A 16,684-nucleotide genomic window follows, 5' to 3' on the forward strand; every position below is an offset into this window, starting at 1 on the left:
TCAGGTCGCCATGCGCCGCGCGCCGACGACTCCGCAAGCAACCGTCGACTCGCACAAACACCACGCGCCACGGCAACGACACAGCGCGTCCCGGGCGGCGCCACCCGCCGAGCGCCCAGCGATCGTTTAACCAGCCGAAACAATCTGTTCACTGAAAAGGGCATGATCTTCGGCGATCATGCAGGCATACTGTCGCCCATGTTGTCCGATGCCGTCGAATCGACGCGCGCTTGCCCTCATGTCCATCCCAGTACTTTTTCCATCCCTGCGATGGTTGACCATCGCGGCGGCTGCATGCTTGCTCGCCGCGTGCTCGACCGCCTCCGACGTGACCACGACGTCGAACCCGAACGTCTTCACCGTGACGACGCGCACGCTCGGCGTGTCGACGACGTGGGCCGACGCCCATGAAAAAGCCGTCAGCGAAGCGACCAGCTACTGCACGCAGCGCGGTATGCGCGCGAGCCTGAAGCAGGAGTCGCTGACCGGCGGCCGCCGCGTCGACGCGCGCTCGGAGCTGGCGTTCGAGTGCCATCCGACCTTCGAGACGGCGTCGAACCCGCGCAGCTGAGCATCGCGTCACCCGCACGACTGCGGCGATCCGCCGTGCAATCCGCGCTACCGGCCCGCGCCGCCGTCTACCGGCGGCGCGGGCCGTGCCGCGCGCATCTGGCACGTCACGCCGGCTGCGCGTCGTACAGCTTCACGCAAGCGGAGAAGTCGAGCGTGCCGAGCCCATGCTGGCTCATCGACTGATACAGCTGCTGCGCGAGCGCGCCCATCCACACCGGCTGGCGCGCATGGCGCGCGGCTTCGGTCGCGAGGCCGAGGTCCTTGAGCATCAGGTTCGCGGCAAAGCCGCCCGCATAGCCGCGCGCGGCGGGCGCCGCATCGTTCACGCCGGGGTAGGGGTTGCAGGTTTCCGAACTCCAGCAGCGGCCGGTCGACGTGTTGATGATGCCGGCCAGCACGACCGGATCGATGCCGAGCGCTGCGCCGAGCGCCATCGCTTCCGACACGCCCATCATCGAGATTCCGAGCAGCAGGTTGTTGCAGATCTTCGCGATCTGGCCGGTGCCCGTGCCGCCGCAATGCACGACGTTCTTGCCCATGTCGAGCAGCAACGGGCGAATACGCGCGAACAGCGCCGCCTCCGCGCCGACCATGAAGGTCAGCGTGCCGGCCTGCGCGCCGCCCGTGCCGCCCGATACCGGCGCATCGGCGAACGCGAAGTTGCGCTGCGCGGCCGCGTCGGCGATGGCGCGCACGGTGTCCGGGTCGATCGTGCTGCAGTCGACGAAGGTCGCGCCGGCGCGAGCGCCGGCCAGCACGCCGTCATCGCCGAGATAGACGGCGCGCACATGCTGCGCGGCCGGCAGCATCGTGACGACCAGCGACGCGCGCGCGGCCGCGTCGCGCGGCGACCCGGCCACCGTCGCGCCGGCGCGCACTGCCGCGTCGAGCGCGTGCGCGTCCAGGTCGAACACCGTCAGCGCATGGCCGGCGGCGAGCAGGTTGGCGGCCATCGGGCCGCCCATGTTGCCGAGCCCGATGAATGCGATATCCATGGTCATGCTCCCGTTCAGCGCAATGCGATCGTGGTGTTCACGCCGCCGGCCGTCGCGTCGTCGTCGAACCAGCGCGCGGTGACCGTCTTGGTCTGCGTGTAGAACTGCACGACCTGCTTGCCGTACGGGCCGAGATCGCCGAGCTTCGAGCCGCGCGAGCCGGTGAAGCTGAAGTAGGGCACCGGCACCGGGATCGGGATGTTGATGCCGACCTGGCCGACGTCGATCTCGCTCTGGAACTTGCGCGCGGCCGCGCCGCTTTGCGTGAAGAGGCCCACGCCGTTGCCCATCGGGTTCGCGTTGACGAGCGCGATGGCTTCGTCGAGCGTGTCGACTTCCATCACGACCACCACCGGGCCGAAGATTTCTTCGCGGTAGATCGTCATGTCGGTCGTTACGCCCGAGAACAACGTCGGGCCGACGAAGTTGCCCTGCTCGTAGCCGCGCACCGTCACGTCGCGGCCGTCGAGCTCGAGCTTCGCGCCTTCCTTGACGCCCGCGTCGATCAGCGACAGGATGCGCGCCTTCGCGCTGCGCGACACCACCGGTCCGACGTCGGTGCCTGCCTCCGAGCCCGCGTTGACCTTCAGCGTCTTCGCCTTTTCCACCAGCTCGGGCAGCCAGTCGCGCGCGCTGCCGACCAGCACGACCACCGACGTCGCCATGCAGCGCTGGCCGGCCGCGCCGAAGCCCGCGCCGACCAGCGCGTTGATCGTTTGCTCGCGATGCGCATCGGGCAGCACGACCGCGTGGTTCTTCGCGCCCATCATCGACTGCACACGTTTGCCGTGCTGGCTGCCGAGGTTGTACACGTGCGTGCCGACGCGCGTCGAGCCGACGAACGAAATCGCCTTGATGTCGGGATGCGTGCAGAGCCGGTCGACCACGTCCTTGCCGCCGTGCACGACGTTGAGCACGCCCTTCGGCACGCCGGCCTCGATCGCCAGCTCGACCAGTTCCATCGTCGACAGCGGGTCCTGTTCGGACGGCTTCAGCACGAACGTGTTGCCGCACACGATCGCCATCGGGAACATCCACAGCGGGATCATCGCCGGGAAGTTGAACGGCGTGATGCCGGCGCAGACGCCGATCGGCTGGCGCAGCGTGTAGGTGTCGACGCCGCCCGCGACGTTCTCGGCGAATTCGCCGAGCTGCAGCGTGCCGATCGAGCAGGCATGCTCGACCACTTCGAGCCCTCGGAAGATGTCGCCTTGCGCGTCGGGCAGCGTCTTGCCCTGCTCGGCGGTCAGCGTGTGCGCGATCCGCTCGAGATTGCGGCGCACGAGCTCCTGGAACTTCAGCATGATGCGCAGGCGCGTGCCGATCGACGTCGTCTTCCACGTCTGAAACGCGCGCTGCGCGGCGGCGATCGCGGCATCGACCTCGTGGGGCGTCGCGTACGGCACGCGGCCGATCGTTTGCTGCGTGGCAGGGTTCACGATGTCGCCCCATTCGGCGCTGCGCGATTCGACGAAGGCGCCGTCGATCAGCAGCTTGGCGGTGGGCAGCGCGAGGGTGGTCTGGGGAACTGCTGCGTTCATGTCACTCTCCGGAGAAACGGTGTGGGTGCGGGAAAAATGGTCGCCCCGCGTCCGCCGCGCATGCAGCGGCGGCGAACGTGAGGTCGAACGGAAAAAGGGATTGCGGTGCAGCGTTGTGCGGCGCGGCTTACGCCCGGGCCGGACGCATGAGCGCGGTGCACAGCAGCGCGAACGCGCCGAAGCCGACGAGATACGCGATCACGTAGTGCGGCTGGCCGCCGCCGGCCTTGAGCAGCGACGTCGCGATCATCGGCGCGAAGCCGCCGCCGATCACGCCGGCCAGCTGCACCGACAGCGAAATGCCGCTGTAGCGGATTTCCGCGGGAAACTGCTGCGCGAACAGCAGCGACTCGGGCGCATACAGAATCGGGAACACGACGCCGAGGCCGAGCACGATCGCCCACCACGCATACGAGGTCTGCTGCGTGCCGAGCAGCATGAAGAACGGCGCGGCGAACGCGCACATCAGCACGAGGCCGAGCGCGAACATCCGGCGCTGGCCGATGCGGTCGCCGAGATGGCCGCACAACGGCATCGTGACGAGCGACAGCGCGGCGCCTGCCGTGATCGCGTGCAGCATCTCGGCCTTCGGCAGGTGCAGCTGCTGCGTCGCATAGGCGAGCGAGAACGTGACGACCATGTAGAACCACGTGTTTTCGGCGGCACGCGCGCCGACTATCGTCAGCACCTCGCGCGGATGGCGGCGCAGCGCGGCCGTCACCGGCGACTTCTCGGCCTTGCCCTGACGCCGCACGTTCTCGAAGTCGGGCGACTCCGGCACCTTCGCACGGATGAACCAGCCGAGGCCGACCAGCGCGATGCTCGCGAGGAACGGCACGCGCCAGCCCCACGACAGCATGTCGGCTTCGGGCAGCGCGGCCACCGCGGCCATCGCGACCGACGACAGGATCAGTCCGAGCCCGACGCCGGTCTGCGGCAGGCTGCCGAACAGCCCCTTGCGGCCCTTCGGTGCGTGCTCGACGGCCATCAGCACCGCGCCACCCCATTCGCCGCCGACGGCCATCCCTTGCAGGAAGCGCATGGCGATCAGCAGCGCGGCGGCCCAGTAGCCGATGTGCTCGTACGACGGGATCAGCCCGATGATCATGCTCGGCACGCCCATCAGCAGCAGCGTGATCATCAGCATCGACTTGCGGCCGATGCGATCGCCGAAGTGGCCGAACACGATGCCGCCCATCGGCCGGCCGATGAAGCCGACCGCGAACGTGCCGAATGCGGCGAGCGTGCCGACGACCGGATCGAGCGACGGGAAGAAGATGCGGTTGAACACGAGCGCGGCGGCGGTGCCGTACAGGAAGAAGTCGTACCACTCGATCGTGGTGCCGGCCATGCTGGCCCAACCGGCCAGCAGATAGTGCTTCGCGGTGCGGGCGGGCGCCGGCGCCGCCGCCGCGACGGCCGCGTGCTCATCGAGGGTGGATCGGGTCTGCATGGTGTCTCCTGATTTTGTTGCCCGCGGCTCATGGTCCGCAGGTCACGGTCGAGTATAGTTATGCGCAGATCCATGATGTACCGACAAGAAATCCGGTTGGTTATGCATTTCTGCATATCGACGGCCGGCCCGGAGACACCCGCCTTTCCCTGCCTTTCGCACCGATGCGACCATCCACCGAGCCGGCTTCCGGCAGCCTGAACTGGGACGACCTGCGCTTTTTCCTCGAAGTCGCGCGCACGCAGCGCGCGAGCGGGGCGGCCAAGCGGCTGGGCGTCGACTACACGACCGTGGCGCGCCGCATTCGCGCGCTCGAAACCGCGATGGGCACGCTGCTGTTCGACAAGTCGCGCTCGGGCGGCTTCACGCTGACGGCCGAGGGGCAGCGGCTCGTCGCGTATGCGGACGCGATGGAGACGACCGTGCAATCCGCCTGTGATCAGCTCGCCAATACCGGCCACGCGCTGTCGGGCCATGTGCGGATCGGCTCGACCGAAGGCTTCGGCTGCTTTTTCCTCGCGCCGCAGCTTGCGCAGTTCCGCGTCGCGCATCCGCACGTGACGGTCGATCTGCTGCCCGTTCCGCACTTCGTCAACCTGCCCAAGCGCGAAGCCGATCTGGCGATCACACTCGAGCGGCCGGAGCGCGGCCCTTACGTCGTCACGAAGCTATGTGACTATCAGCTGCGGCTCTATGCGACGCGCGACTATCTCGCGAACCATCCGCCGATCGCGAGCACCGACGACCTCGCGCAGCATGCGTTCATCAGCTACGTCGACGATCTCGCGTTCAGCAGCGAATTGCTGTACCTGGAGCGCGCGGTGCCGGGCGCGACGGCCGGGCTGCGCACCACGAGCGTGATCGCACAGGTGTTCGCGGCGCTGCAGGGCGGCGCGCTCGCGATCCTGCCGTGCTTCATGGCCGCCACGCAGCCGGCGCTCGTGCCGGTGTTGCCGCACGACGTGGTGGTGACGCGCTGTTTCTGGCTGACCTGTCGCGAAGATCTGCGCAAGCTGCGGCGCGTAACCGCCTTGTGGGATTACCTGCGCGCGGCCGCCGAGCTCAATCGCGCGTTGCTGATGGGAGAGTCGTCGCAGTTGCGCTTCGTCGGCGATCCGCCGTGACGCGGTGCCGGGCGGGCGGCGCGGCGCAGGCCCGCGCGCGACGGCGCAGCGGCGGGAAACGGTTCCACCGGCAGGCGCCACGGGCCTGAGCGCGCGTGAATCGTCGGATAAATCGGGGCGCTGTTGGGGCCGCGCGGATTGACTGAGCGTAAGCCCCGATGCGAGCGAGAGTACTGTTTTGTATGGATTGGTGTTAAATGTAATGGCGTGCGCGCTCGGGGCGGGCACGAAAGGGGACGCACCGCGGGGCCTGTCGACGCGGGGCGATAAAGGGTGCACATAAAACCAACGAATCGGGCGCAATAGCCCGGTCGAACTGACGGCAGCATTCATATTGAATACCGAACCGCAAAGTTCTCGCTACAGCGCCGGGCTCGCAGCGGAAGTACTCGCGTCCGAGCAGAGTGTGCTGCGGCTGATCACGCGCAACACGCCGCTGCCCGAGTTGCTCCTCGAGGTATGCCGGCGTGCCGAGGCGTTGCTCGGCGACGGGGCGGCCTGCTCGATCCTGCTGCTCGATGCGGATCGCATCCACATGCACGTCGGCGCGGCGCCGTCGCTGCCTGAACAGTACAGCGCCGCGATCGAAGGCCTGCCGATCGGGCCGGCCGTCGGTTCGTGCGGCACGGCGATGCACGAACGCCGGATGGTCGCCGTCGAGGACATCGAAACCGATCCGCTCTGGGCCGACTATCGTGCGCTCGCGCTGTCGTTCGGCCTGCGCGCGTGCTGGTCGGTGCCGTTTCTCGACGACGCGGGCACCGTGCTCGGCGCGTTCGCCGTCTACCATCACGAGCCGCGGCGTCCGACCGACACCGAAACCGACCTGCTGCGAGATATCGGCAATAGCGTCGGCCTCGCGGTGCACCAGGATTCGATCGCTCGGCAACTGGTGCGCAGCGAGGAACATCATCGGCTGGTGGTCAACAGCTTGAACGAAGGCATCCTGGTCGTGTCGCGCGACGGCGTGGTGACCGCGTGCAATCCGAGCGCGCACCGGATGATGCGCGTGAAGGGCGATCTGGTCGGGCGCCGGCTGTCGACGGTGATTCTCTACAAGGTGCACGAGGACGGCACGTCGATCGCGCCGGACGACTGGCCGAGCCGGCGCGCGCTCGTCACGGGCGCCTCGCAGCTCGACTATGCGGCGGGCTTCGGGCTCGCGGACGGCGACATCATCTGGGTGCGCGGCAACGCGGTGCCGATCGTCAAGCCGGGCGCGACGCAGCCGGAATCGGTGCTGTTGTCGTTCCACGACATCGGGCCCGTGCGCGAGGCTCAGCAGCAGCTGCGCTATCTGGCGACGCGCGATGCGCTGACCGGGCTGTACAACCGGCGCTGGCTGTCCGAGCGGATGCGCGAGCTGTTCGGCAAGCGCGACCCGGTTGCCGGGCCCGCGCGCGTCGCGGTCCTGTTCATCGATCTGGACGGCTTCAAGAAAGTCAACGATACGGCCGGCCACGACGCCGGCGACGCGCTGCTGCGCAGCGTCGCGGCGCGGCTCGTCGTATGCGGCAGCGGCCGCCATGCGCTCACGCGCGTCGGCGGCGACGAGTTCGTGATCCTCGTCGAGGACTGCGACGATCCCGACGCGCTGGCCGCGCTCGCGCGCGAGGTGATCGACGCGATCGCGAAGCCGTTCGAGATCGCGAACAACGAGTACTGGCTCGGCGTGTCGATCGGCATCAGCGTCGCGCCGCGCGACGGCGACGACGCGGCCACGCTGATGCGCAACGCCGATTCCGCGATGTACGACGCGAAGCAGCGCGGTCGCAACCACTTCACGTTCTTCACCGCGCAGCTGAACCTGCGGCTGCAGCGCCGCTTCGCGATCGAGCAGTCGCTGCGCCGCGCGATCTCGTCGGATGCGCTGCGGCTCGCGTACCAGCCGGTCGTCGACGCGCGCAGCGGCCGCACGGTCGGCGCGGAGGCGCTGTTGCGCTGGACCAGTCCGGAGCTCGGCCCGCTGTCGCCGGCGGAGTTCATCCCGGTCGCGGAAGACACGGGCCTGATCGTCGCGATCGGCCAATGGGTGCTCGAAACGGCCTGCCGGCAGGCCGCCGAATGGCGCCGCACGATCGCGCCCGACATGATGCTGTCCGTCAACCTGTCGCCGCGGCAGTTCCACGAGGGCCTCGTCGAATCGGTTTACCGCTGTCTCGCGCTGACGAAGCTCGATCCGCGCGCGCTCCAGCTCGAAATCACCGAGGGCGTGCTGATGAACGACACGGAAACCGTGCTGCCGATGCTCGAAGCGCTCGCGGACCTGAACGTGCGGATCTCCGTCGACGACTTCGGCACCGGCTATTCATCGCTCGCTTACCTGAAGCGCTTCCCGCTGCACAACCTGAAGGTCGACCGTTCGTTCGTGTCGGGCGTGCCCGATCACCGCGACTCGGTGGCGATCACGCAGGCCGTCGTCGCGATGGCGCACTCGCTCGGCATGAAGGTGACCGCGGAAGGCGTCGAGACGCAAGCGCAGTCGCGGTTCCTGCAGCAGATCGGTTGCGACATGCAGCAGGGCTACCTGTTCGACCGGCCGCTCGAAGCGGCCGACTACGCGCGCCGCCTCGTCACCGCGTAGGCGAGCGGTCGGGATCGCTGCCGGGCGCCGATGGCCCCCGTGGCGCCGGCGTGGGCTGCGCATCCACGTCGACGCGATTCTTGCCGCCGTGCTTCGCGCGATACAGCGCGCGATCGGCCGCTTCGATCAGCAAGGTGGCCGGCACGCCCGGCGCGGGCACGATGCTCGCGCCGCCGATGCTGATCGTCACGTAGCGTCCCGTCGACGAATGCGTGTGCTCCAGCCGCAACGCCTCCACCGCGAGGCGGATCTTCTCGCCGAGCAGCCGCGCGGCGCCCGGCGTCGTGGCCGGCATCACGACCGCGAACTCCTCGCCGCCGAAACGCGCGGCGAAATCGCCCGACTGCGCGAGACAGCGCTCGATCGTCGCGGCTACCTGCCTGAGCACGCCGTCGCCCGACACGTGCCCGTACGTGTCGTTGTACAGCTTGAAGTTGTCGACGTCGATCATCAGCAGCGACAGCTCGCTGCGCTCGCGCGCGCCGCGGCGCCATTCGGCGGCCAGATATTCGTCGAGGTAGCGGCGGTTCGACAGCCCGGTGAGGCCGTCCGAGTGCGTGAGGCGCCGCAGTTCCAGATTGGCCTCGAGCAGTTGCTGCTGCGACTGCCGCAACGCGCGATAGGCCTCGTCGCGCTGCAGCAGGTTCATGTACGAGCGCGAGTGATAGCGGATCCGCGCGACCAGCTCGATGCGGTCCGGCAGTTTGACGAGGTAGTCGTTCGCGCCGCACGCGAACGCCGTGCTCTTGATCGCCGGGTCTTCCTGGGTCGACAGCACGATGATCGGCACGTCGCGCGTCGCCGGGTTCGCGCGGTACGCGCTCACGAGGCTCAGCCCGTCCGCGCCGGGCATCACGAGATCCTGCAGGATCACCGTCGGGCGCGTGTCGATCGCGACGGCCAGTGCGTCGTCCGAGCGCGGGCAGTAGTGGAAGTCGATCCCTTCCTCGTCGACGAGTGCGCGCCGGATCGCCTCGGCGACGATCGTCTGGTCGTCGACCAGCAGAACCATCGCCGGGGTGTCGGCGGTCGGCGTGCGCGGCCCGCGCGCAGTGTCGAGCGCCGCATGCGAGCCGCCGGGCGGGCGGGTGAAGTCACTGGTCATGATCGATGCCGGATTGCGCGATGGCTGAGGGAGTGTGGCGGCGTTTCATCGGGATCGGATCCGCGCGAACGCGGCCGGTCGGCCGGCGCTCGCGCCTGCATGCCGGCGCGGCGCGCCAACGGTTGCGCGCGAGACCGCCGAACGCTGCGGCAGGCGGGCCGCGCAGCGCGCCATTATCGCGCCGGATGCGGGAACGTGCCGGATGCCCGCGCAGGCACGACGCGATGTCGCACGCGGGTCGGGGTTGCCGGCCGACGCGCCGCCTCGGCGGCGCGGCTCGGGTCAATGGCTGCGCGCGTACCCCTGGATCAGCGCGCGCATCATCCCTTCGACGGTCGCGTCGCGCAGATCGGCCTCCTGCTCGGATGCCTCGACGAGCGCGGCGTACGCGGTGGCGAGCGTCACGCGGTCGACCTCGTGGCGCTGCTCCATCAACGTCACCATCCCGTCCTTCGCCAGATGAGCGGAGAACGCGCGGCTGCCGATGGTCTGAAATACGTCGATCATGGCGGCTCTCCCATACGTTGCGATGCTTTCCAGTTTAGGGCATGTTCCCTTGCCCGGCGGGCGCAAAGGCTCGTTCGCAAGCCCGTTATCAGCGTGAACATGCCCTGGTCGCCGCACCGGTGCCGCGCCACGCGGCCCGGCGTGCGCCCGTGCCGGCGCGGCGCGCCGCGCACCGACGCCATGCGACCGCCGCAGCCTGCCGACGGCGCGCCGCCGCCGCGTGCCGGCACGCTTCAACGTTTACCCGAAGCCGCAAATCATCGACTTTTTATCGATAAATTCTCGTGTTAGATTTTGCCGCCTGAACCCGTTCGAAACCGGGCCTGCGGCGTGCCGGGACGGCGCCGCGCATCCAACGGAAGGAGCGGCAATGCTGGTGCTGATTGGGGTGCCGATCGTGGTGATCGGTTTCGCGCTGCGCTTCAACGCGCTGCTGGTCGTCACGATCGCCGGGCTCGCGACGGGGCTGGCGGGCGGGATGGACATCGTCGGCATCGTGAGCGCGTTCGGCAAGGCGTTCGCCGAGAACCGCTACATGGGCCTCATCTGGCTGACGCTGCCGGTGATCGCGCTGCTCGAGCGCAACGGACTGAAGGAGCAGGCGAAGCGGATGATCTCGCGCGTGCACGCGGCGACGACCGGGCGCGTGCTGATGCTGTACTTCGTGCTGCGCCAGGTGAGCGCCGCGCTCGGCCTCACGTCGCTCGGCGGCCACGCGCAGATGGTGCGGCCGCTGATCGCGCCGATGGCCGAGGCCGCGGCGGTCGGCCGCCACGGCGAGCTGCCGGAGTCGGTGCGCCAGCAGATCCGCGCGCACGCCTCGGCGGCCGACAACGTCGCCGTGTTCTTCGGCGAGGACATCTTCATCGCGATCCAGTCGATCCTGCTGATCAAGGGCTTTCTCGAACAGAACGGCATCTCGATCGAGCCGCTGCAGCTGTCGGTGTGGGCGATTCCGACCGCGCTCGCCGCGCTGCTGATCCATTGCGCGCGGCTCGCGCTGCTCGACCGGCGGCTGTCGCGCGGCTTCGGCGCGTTCGCGCGGGAGGGCGCGCGATGATCGGCCTCGAACCGCTGTACACGGTGGCCGGCGCGATGTTCGCCGCGTTCGCATGCTTCAACCTGATGGACCGCACGAACCCGCGCCGCGTCGTCAATTTCGCGTTCTGGGCCATCTATGCGCTGACGTTCCTGTTCGGCGCGCTGCTACCGCACTTCGTGACGGGCTGTCTCGCGATCGCGCTGGCGCTGATCGCCGGCTCGGGCAAGCTCGGCCGCGGCAAGTCCGACGAAGCCGGCGAGGCGGCGGCCGCGCGGCGCGCGGCGAACGCGCTGCGCTTCGGCAACAGGCTGTTCCTGCCCGCGCTGCTGATTCCCGTCGTCACGCTGATCGGCACGTTCGTGCTCAAGCTCGTGCCGTTCGTCGAACCGAAGAGCGTGACGCTGATCTCGCTCGTGCTCGGCACGCTCGTCGCGTTCGCCGTCGCGCTCGCGATGCTGCGCGATTCGCCCGTTCATGCGCTGAAAGAGGCGCGTCACACGATGGACGCCGTCGGCTGGGCCGCGATCCTGCCGCAGATGCTCGCGGCGCTCGGCGCGCTGTTCGCGCTCGCGGGCGTCGGCGGCGTGGTGTCGGGGCTCGTGCGCGACTGGGTGCCGGTCGATTCGCCGTTCGCGGTCGTTGCCGCATACACGGTCGGGATGGCGCTGTTCACGATGATCATGGGCAACGGGTTCGCGGCGTTCCCGGTGATGACGGCCGGCATCGGCCTGCCGCTGATCGTCCATCAGTTTCACGGCAACCCGGCGATCCTCGGGGCGATCGGGATGCTGAGCGGCTTCTGCGGTACGCTGATGACGCCGATGGCCGCGAACTTCAACATCGTGCCGGCCGCGCTGCTGGAACTGAAGGACAAGAACGGCGTGATCAAGGCGCAGTGGCCGACCGCCGTGCTGCTGCTGGCCGTCAATACGCTGCTGATGTACGCGTTCGTATTCCGCTACTGACGAGACCCCATGACCGACCGACTGACTGCCGAGCTGGCCGCGAAATTCGCGTCGCTCGCGCTCGCGCACCTGACCCGCGAATATCCGAACAAGCTCACGCACGAACTCGCCGGCCCGCACGACGTGCAGGGGCCGCGTGCGCTGCACCCGATCTTCTACGGCAGCTACGACTGGCATTCCTGCGTGCACGGCTACTGGCTCGTGCTGCGCGTGCTCGAGCGCTATCCGGCGCTGCCGCAGGCCGCGCAGATCGTCGCCGTCGTCGATGCGCATTTCACCGACGCCAACGTCGCCGGCGAACGCGCGTATCTCGCGCTGCCGCACAACAGCGGTTTCGAGCGGCCCTATGGTTGGGCGTGGCTGCTCGCGCTGTCCGGACAACTGGAGCGGCTCGCGCTGACCGGCGCGGTGCCGCAGGCGGCGCGCTGGGCGAAGACGATGGCGCCGCTCGCCGACTTGTTCGTGTCGCGCTTCGAGACGTTCCTGCCGAAAGCGACCTATCCGCTGCGCGTCGGCACGCACTTCAACACCGCGTTCGCGCTCGCGCTCGCGCATGATTTCGCGCGCGCCACGCGGCGCGACGGGCTCGCCGCGCTGATCGCCGATACCGCGAAGCGCTGGCATCTGAACGACGTCGCGTGCCAGGCGTGGGAGCCGTCGGGCGACGAGTTCCTGTCGCCCGCGCTGATGGAGGCGGAGCTGATGCGGCGCGTGCTGCCGGCCGCCGACTTCGACGGCTGGTTCGCACGCTTCCTGCCGGATCTCGCGCGCGGCGAACCGGCGACGCTGTTCACGCCGGCGACGGTCAGCGATCGCAGCGACGGCAAGATCGCGCATCTGGACGGCTTGAACCTGAGCCGCGCGTGGTGCCAGCGTTCACTGGCGCACGCGCTGCCGGAACATGACGTGCGGCGCGCGAAACTGCTGGATGCGGCCGAGCGCCATCTGTCGAGCGCGCTCGCGCACGTGGCCGGTGACTACATGGGCGAACATTGGCTCGCGACGTTCGCGTTGCTCGCGGTCGAAGCGTAATCTCGATGGCGATGAGCGGCGGGCGCGGCGGGACGCAAATCGGCCCGCAAGCCGCCCCGCGCCATCGCCCGCCGCTCGCGCTTACTGATAGAAGTTGAGCGTGACCATCGCCGAGCGGCCCGGCGCCCACGTCGCGTAGATCGGATACGCGCTCGCGTAATACTGCTTGTCGAACAGGTTCTGCACGTTCAGCTGCACATCCATCGTCTTGTTCACGCGCCACGTTGCCGCGGCGTCGAAGCGCGCGTAGCCGGGCGTCCACTTCTTCACGGTCGACGATACCGAGGCGTAGGTCTTGCTCATCACCGTCGCGCCGGCGCCGAGCGTCAGCTGCGGCAGCACGTCGTAGCTCGTCCACAGCGTGAAGTTGTGCTTCGGCACCATCACCATCGGCAGGCCCGACGCGCCGGGGCTGCCGGGGCCCGCATCGGTCGTGATCGCATTCAGGTACGAGTAGCCGCCGAACACGCGCCACTTGCGCGTCAGGTTGCCCGCGAAGCCGAGCTCGACGCCGCGCACGCGCTGGCTGCCCGCGTTGACCGTATGGCCGAGCCCGTCGCTCACGCGCGCATTGGTCTTGTCGGTCTGAAACAGCGCCGACGTCAGCGACAGCTGATCCTGCAGCACGTCCCACTTCGCGCCGACCTCGATGTTGCGCGAGCGCTCGGGCGCGAGATCCTGGTTCGTCGCGGTGATCTGGTCCGAGCCGCCGCCGAGGCCCGCGTTCGAGCCCGGCGGGTTCGACGACGTGCCGTACGACGCGTACAGGCTCACGTTCGTCACCGGCTTGAACACGAGGCCGAACTGGTAGCTGAACAGGTTCGACGTATTCGACAGGTCGGCGACGCCGGCCTGCTTGCCGGTCGTGTCGTAGCGGTCGAAGCGCAGCCCGGTGTTGAACTGCCAGCGCTCGGACAGCCTGACCGTATCGAAGATGTACGCCGACACGGTGTCGGTGCGCGTGTTGGTCGTCGCGCCGGGGAAGCCCTTGTCGCCGTTCAGCACGATGCTGCCGGTCCACGGCATGTTCGGGTTCCAGCCGCCCGCGAGCGGCGTGCAGTTGCCGGCCACCGAGCACGGGCCGCCGGTGCGGATGTTGTGGCCGGCGGCATCGGACACCAGATAGCCCTCGTAGCGCGACTGCTCATGGCTGAACTCGACGCCGGCCGTCATCGTGTGCTTCATCCCGAACAGTTGCGCGCTGCCGGTCACTTCGGTCTGGTTCGCGATGCTGTTCAGCGCGTACTTGCCGCTCTTCGCCTGCAACGCGATCAGGTTCGGATTCGACGCGAGGATCTGCGGGTTCGTCGCGACGTAGTCGAGCGTCGAGCGCCCGAACATCGTCGTGTTCTTCAGCTTCCACGCGTCGTTGAGGCGGTGCTCGACGCGCACTTCGCCGGTGTCGGTCTGGCCGTAGCGGTAGTCGCGCGTGTTCAGCCCGAAGAACCGGCCGCGATCGGTCGGCACCGGCGTGCCGCCCGACGCGCGGAACGGCACGCTGAAGTCGGGCATGTCGTACGAGTTCATGTGGTAGTAGCTGACCGTGACGGTGGTCGGCGTGTTCAGCCCGAACACGACCGACGGCGCGACGCCCCAGCGCTTGTTGTACACGTCGTTGCGGCCGGGCTGGTTCGCGTCGTGGCCCATCACGTTCAGCCGCACGGCCGTCGTGTCGCCGATCTTGCGGTTCGCGTCGAGCGTCGCCCGCTTGTAGCCGTCGGTGCCGAAGCCGATGCTGCCGTTGACGAAGTTGTCGTTCTGCGGCGTCTTCGTGACGATGTCGATGCTGCCGCCCACCGAGCCGCGGCCCGCGTACACGGAGTCCGGGCCCTTGATCACGCTGATCTGCTCGACCGCGAACGTCTCGCGGTTCTGCACGCCCGAATCACGCATCCCGTCGACGAAGATCGAGTTGCGCGATTCGAAGCCGCGGATCACCGGACGGTCGGCCGACGGGTTCGCGGCCGCGTCGCCGCCGAGGAACGTGATGCCCGGCACCGAGCGCAGCGCGTCCGCGAACGAGGTGACGTTCTTCTCCTTGATCAGCTGCTCGGGAATCACCGTGACCGAGCGCGGCGTGTCGAGCAGCGGCGCGGTGAACTTGTACGACGGCGAACGCTTCACCTGCATGTCCGACAGCGCGGACGACTGCACCGCGATGGTCGGCAGCGTCGCCGACGGCGCGGGCGCTGCGGAACCGGAGGAATCGGTCGAAGCAGTGGACGGAGCCGAAGCGGCGGCGGTTTCCGCGCGCGCGAGTAGCGGCGTCAGGAACACGGAGCAGGCGAGTGCGGACACGACGGCACGAGGCCGCGTCTTGAACGGGACGGACATGGCGAGAGGCAGCGAAAGTAGCGTGAATCGGACGCGTCGTCGCGACACGGCCGGCCGCGGCCGTCGTGTCGGAAAACGTCAATACAAATGCGTATGATTCGCATTAGCGATTGAGATTGTACGGAGCGGTGTGAAATCTGTAAACAATCGTATTGTTCCGCAACGAAATCGTCATACTCACGGCCGGCGCGCGGCGACGGCTTTGCGCATCGCGCAAAGCCGCTTTCCATCGGTGGGCGCTGCGCTCGAACGGCGAGTCGATACACTGCCGTACCGGTTGCACGGGCCCCGGCGAATCAGGCCCCGACGAAGGAGACAGTAGAAGATGGACACCCAACGCGCAGCGGTCGTCACGTACCGCGGCAATGCGATCGAGAACACGCACGTCGCCGATATCGCGGTGGTGGATGCGCACGGCAAGTTGTTGTTCCGGTTCGGCGATCCGTTCCGGGTGACGCTCGCGCGTTCGGCGGCGAAGCCGGCGCAGGCGTTGTCCGTGATCGAGACGGGCGCGCCCGAGCGCTTCGGTTTCGACGACGCCGACATCGCGCTCATGTGCGCATCGCACAGCAGCGAGGAGCGGCACATCGCGCGCACGCGCGCGATGCTGGCGAAGGTCGATGCGCACGAGTCGGACCTGCGCTGCGGCGGCCATGTGCCGCTGTCGGATGAGGTGTACCGCTCGTGGATCAAGCGCGACTACACGCCCACCGGCGTGTGCAGCAACTGTTCGGGCAAGCACGTCGGCATGCTGGCCGGCGCGCGCGTGCTCGGCGCCGCGATCGCCGACTACCATCTGCCCGAGCATCCGATGCAGCTGCGCGTCAAGCAGGTGCTCGCCGACGCGTGCGGGCTGCGCGAAGACGAGGTCGACTGGGCGATCGACGGCTGCAATCTGCCGACCCCGGCATTCCCGCTCGACCGGCTCGCGCGTCTCTACGCGTCGCTCGCCGACAGCGCGGATGCGGTCGAAGCCGGCAGCGTCGCGACCACCGATCGCGTGCGCGCGCTCGCGCGCATCCATCGGGCGATGACGGCGCATCCGGAGCTGGTCGCCGGAGATGGCCGCTACTGCACGGTGCTGATGAACGCGTTCGAAGGGCAGGTGGTCGGCAAGCTCGGCGCCGATGCATGCTACGGGATCGGCGTGCGCGCCTGCGCACGCACGCGCGAACTCGGCGCGCAGGGCGCGCTCGGCATCTCGGTCAAGATCGGCGACGGCAACATCGACGTGCTGTACATGGTCGTCAGCGAGTTGCTCGAGCGGCTGGGGATCGGCACCGACGCGCAGCGCGCGCAGCTCGCCGCGTTCCATCGGCCGCGCATGCTGAACACGCAGGGTGTCGAGATCGGGCACGCGCGCTTCCCGTTCGAGCTGCAACCGGCCTGACGCGAACCGCCGCGCCGGGCGCGGAAAGCGCTCGGCCGC

Annotated in this window: 13 protein-coding genes; 7 read left to right on the forward strand and 6 right to left on the reverse strand. The window is 68.6% G+C overall.

Annotation, left to right across the window (positions count from 1 at the left end; translation table 11 throughout):
- Positions 1-238: 238 nt before the first annotated feature.
- Positions 239-571, forward strand: a complete 333-nt coding sequence (locus MBR110_RS17040) for a hypothetical protein (RefSeq protein WP_034193802.1) — start codon at positions 239-241, stop codon at positions 569-571.
- Between the two features lie 106 nt (positions 572-677).
- Here MBR110_RS17040 and mmsB read toward each other — a convergent pair whose 3' ends face one another.
- The 3 genes from mmsB to MBR110_RS17055 form a co-directional block, all read right to left on the reverse strand.
- Entirely contained in the window at positions 678-1,568 is an 891-nt protein-coding gene (gene mmsB / locus MBR110_RS17045; protein ID WP_059734786.1) for a 3-hydroxyisobutyrate dehydrogenase, read from the reverse strand.
- A 14-nt stretch (positions 1,569-1,582) separates the two neighbouring features.
- A complete protein-coding gene (locus MBR110_RS17050; RefSeq protein ID WP_011881914.1) occupies positions 1,583-3,109 on the reverse strand; it encodes a CoA-acylating methylmalonate-semialdehyde dehydrogenase in 1,527 nt (508 codons plus the stop codon).
- Between the two features lie 127 nt (positions 3,110-3,236).
- Positions 3,237-4,562 (reverse strand): MFS transporter, encoded by a 1,326-nt coding sequence (locus MBR110_RS17055; RefSeq protein WP_126220800.1) that lies wholly within the window; start codon positions 4,560-4,562, stop codon positions 3,237-3,239.
- Between the two features lie 164 nt (positions 4,563-4,726).
- Here MBR110_RS17055 and MBR110_RS17060 point away from each other — a divergent pair, with 164 nt between their 5' ends.
- Both MBR110_RS17060 and MBR110_RS17065 read left to right on the forward strand, forming a co-directional pair.
- The gene (locus MBR110_RS17060; protein WP_059990929.1) at positions 4,727-5,686 is read left to right on the forward strand and encodes a LysR family transcriptional regulator; all 960 of its coding nucleotides are present in this window, start codon (positions 4,727-4,729) and stop codon (positions 5,684-5,686) included.
- Between the two features lie 334 nt (positions 5,687-6,020).
- Positions 6,021-8,270, forward strand: a complete 2,250-nt coding sequence (locus tag MBR110_RS17065; protein WP_175900202.1) for a putative bifunctional diguanylate cyclase/phosphodiesterase — start codon at positions 6,021-6,023, stop codon at positions 8,268-8,270.
- On the opposite strand, the gene MBR110_RS17070 is transcribed toward MBR110_RS17065, so the two are convergent.
- On the reverse strand, positions 8,260-9,375 hold the full coding sequence (locus tag MBR110_RS17070) for a diguanylate cyclase domain-containing protein (protein WP_059734793.1): 1,116 nt from the start codon (positions 9,373-9,375) through the stop codon (positions 8,260-8,262). The genes MBR110_RS17065 and MBR110_RS17070 overlap by 11 nt on opposite strands.
- A 282-nt stretch (positions 9,376-9,657) precedes the next feature.
- Positions 9,658-9,882 (reverse strand): hypothetical protein, encoded by a 225-nt coding sequence (locus tag MBR110_RS17075; RefSeq protein WP_006399758.1) that lies wholly within the window; start codon positions 9,880-9,882, stop codon positions 9,658-9,660.
- A 370-nt stretch (positions 9,883-10,252) separates the two neighbouring features.
- Between MBR110_RS17075 and MBR110_RS17080 the strand changes: the two genes are divergently transcribed.
- Genes MBR110_RS17080 through MBR110_RS17090 form a run of 3 tightly spaced genes read left to right on the forward strand, consistent with a single transcriptional unit; the run spans position 10,253 to position 12,921 of the window.
- On the forward strand, positions 10,253-10,942 hold the full coding sequence (locus tag MBR110_RS17080; RefSeq protein ID WP_011881919.1) for a DUF969 domain-containing protein: 690 nt from the start codon (positions 10,253-10,255) through the stop codon (positions 10,940-10,942).
- The gene (locus tag MBR110_RS17085) at positions 10,939-11,889 is read left to right on the forward strand and encodes a DUF979 domain-containing protein (protein ID WP_059622830.1); all 951 of its coding nucleotides are present in this window, start codon (positions 10,939-10,941) and stop codon (positions 11,887-11,889) included. Before MBR110_RS17080 ends, MBR110_RS17085 begins: the two co-directional genes overlap by 4 nt.
- Before the next feature lie 9 nt (positions 11,890-11,898).
- On the forward strand, positions 11,899-12,921 hold the full coding sequence (locus MBR110_RS17090) for a DUF2891 domain-containing protein (protein ID WP_059734795.1): 1,023 nt from the start codon (positions 11,899-11,901) through the stop codon (positions 12,919-12,921).
- 81 nt (positions 12,922-13,002) lie between these two features.
- On the opposite strand, the gene MBR110_RS17095 is transcribed toward MBR110_RS17090, so the two are convergent.
- Positions 13,003-15,255 carry a TonB-dependent receptor gene (locus MBR110_RS17095; protein WP_041494169.1) on the reverse strand — a complete coding sequence of 751 codons (2,253 nt, stop codon included), beginning with the start codon at positions 15,253-15,255 and terminating at the stop codon, positions 13,003-13,005.
- Positions 15,256-15,580: 325 nt separating this feature from the next.
- On the opposite strand from MBR110_RS17095, the gene MBR110_RS17100 reads away from it, so the two are divergent.
- The gene (locus MBR110_RS17100; protein WP_059734798.1) at positions 15,581-16,645 is read left to right on the forward strand and encodes an asparaginase; all 1,065 of its coding nucleotides are present in this window, start codon (positions 15,581-15,583) and stop codon (positions 16,643-16,645) included.
- Positions 16,646-16,684: the final 39 nt, after the last annotated feature.

Source organism: Burkholderia sp. MBR-1 (assembly GCF_013822785.1).
GTDB lineage: Bacteria > Pseudomonadota > Gammaproteobacteria > Burkholderiales > Burkholderiaceae > Burkholderia > Burkholderia vietnamiensis.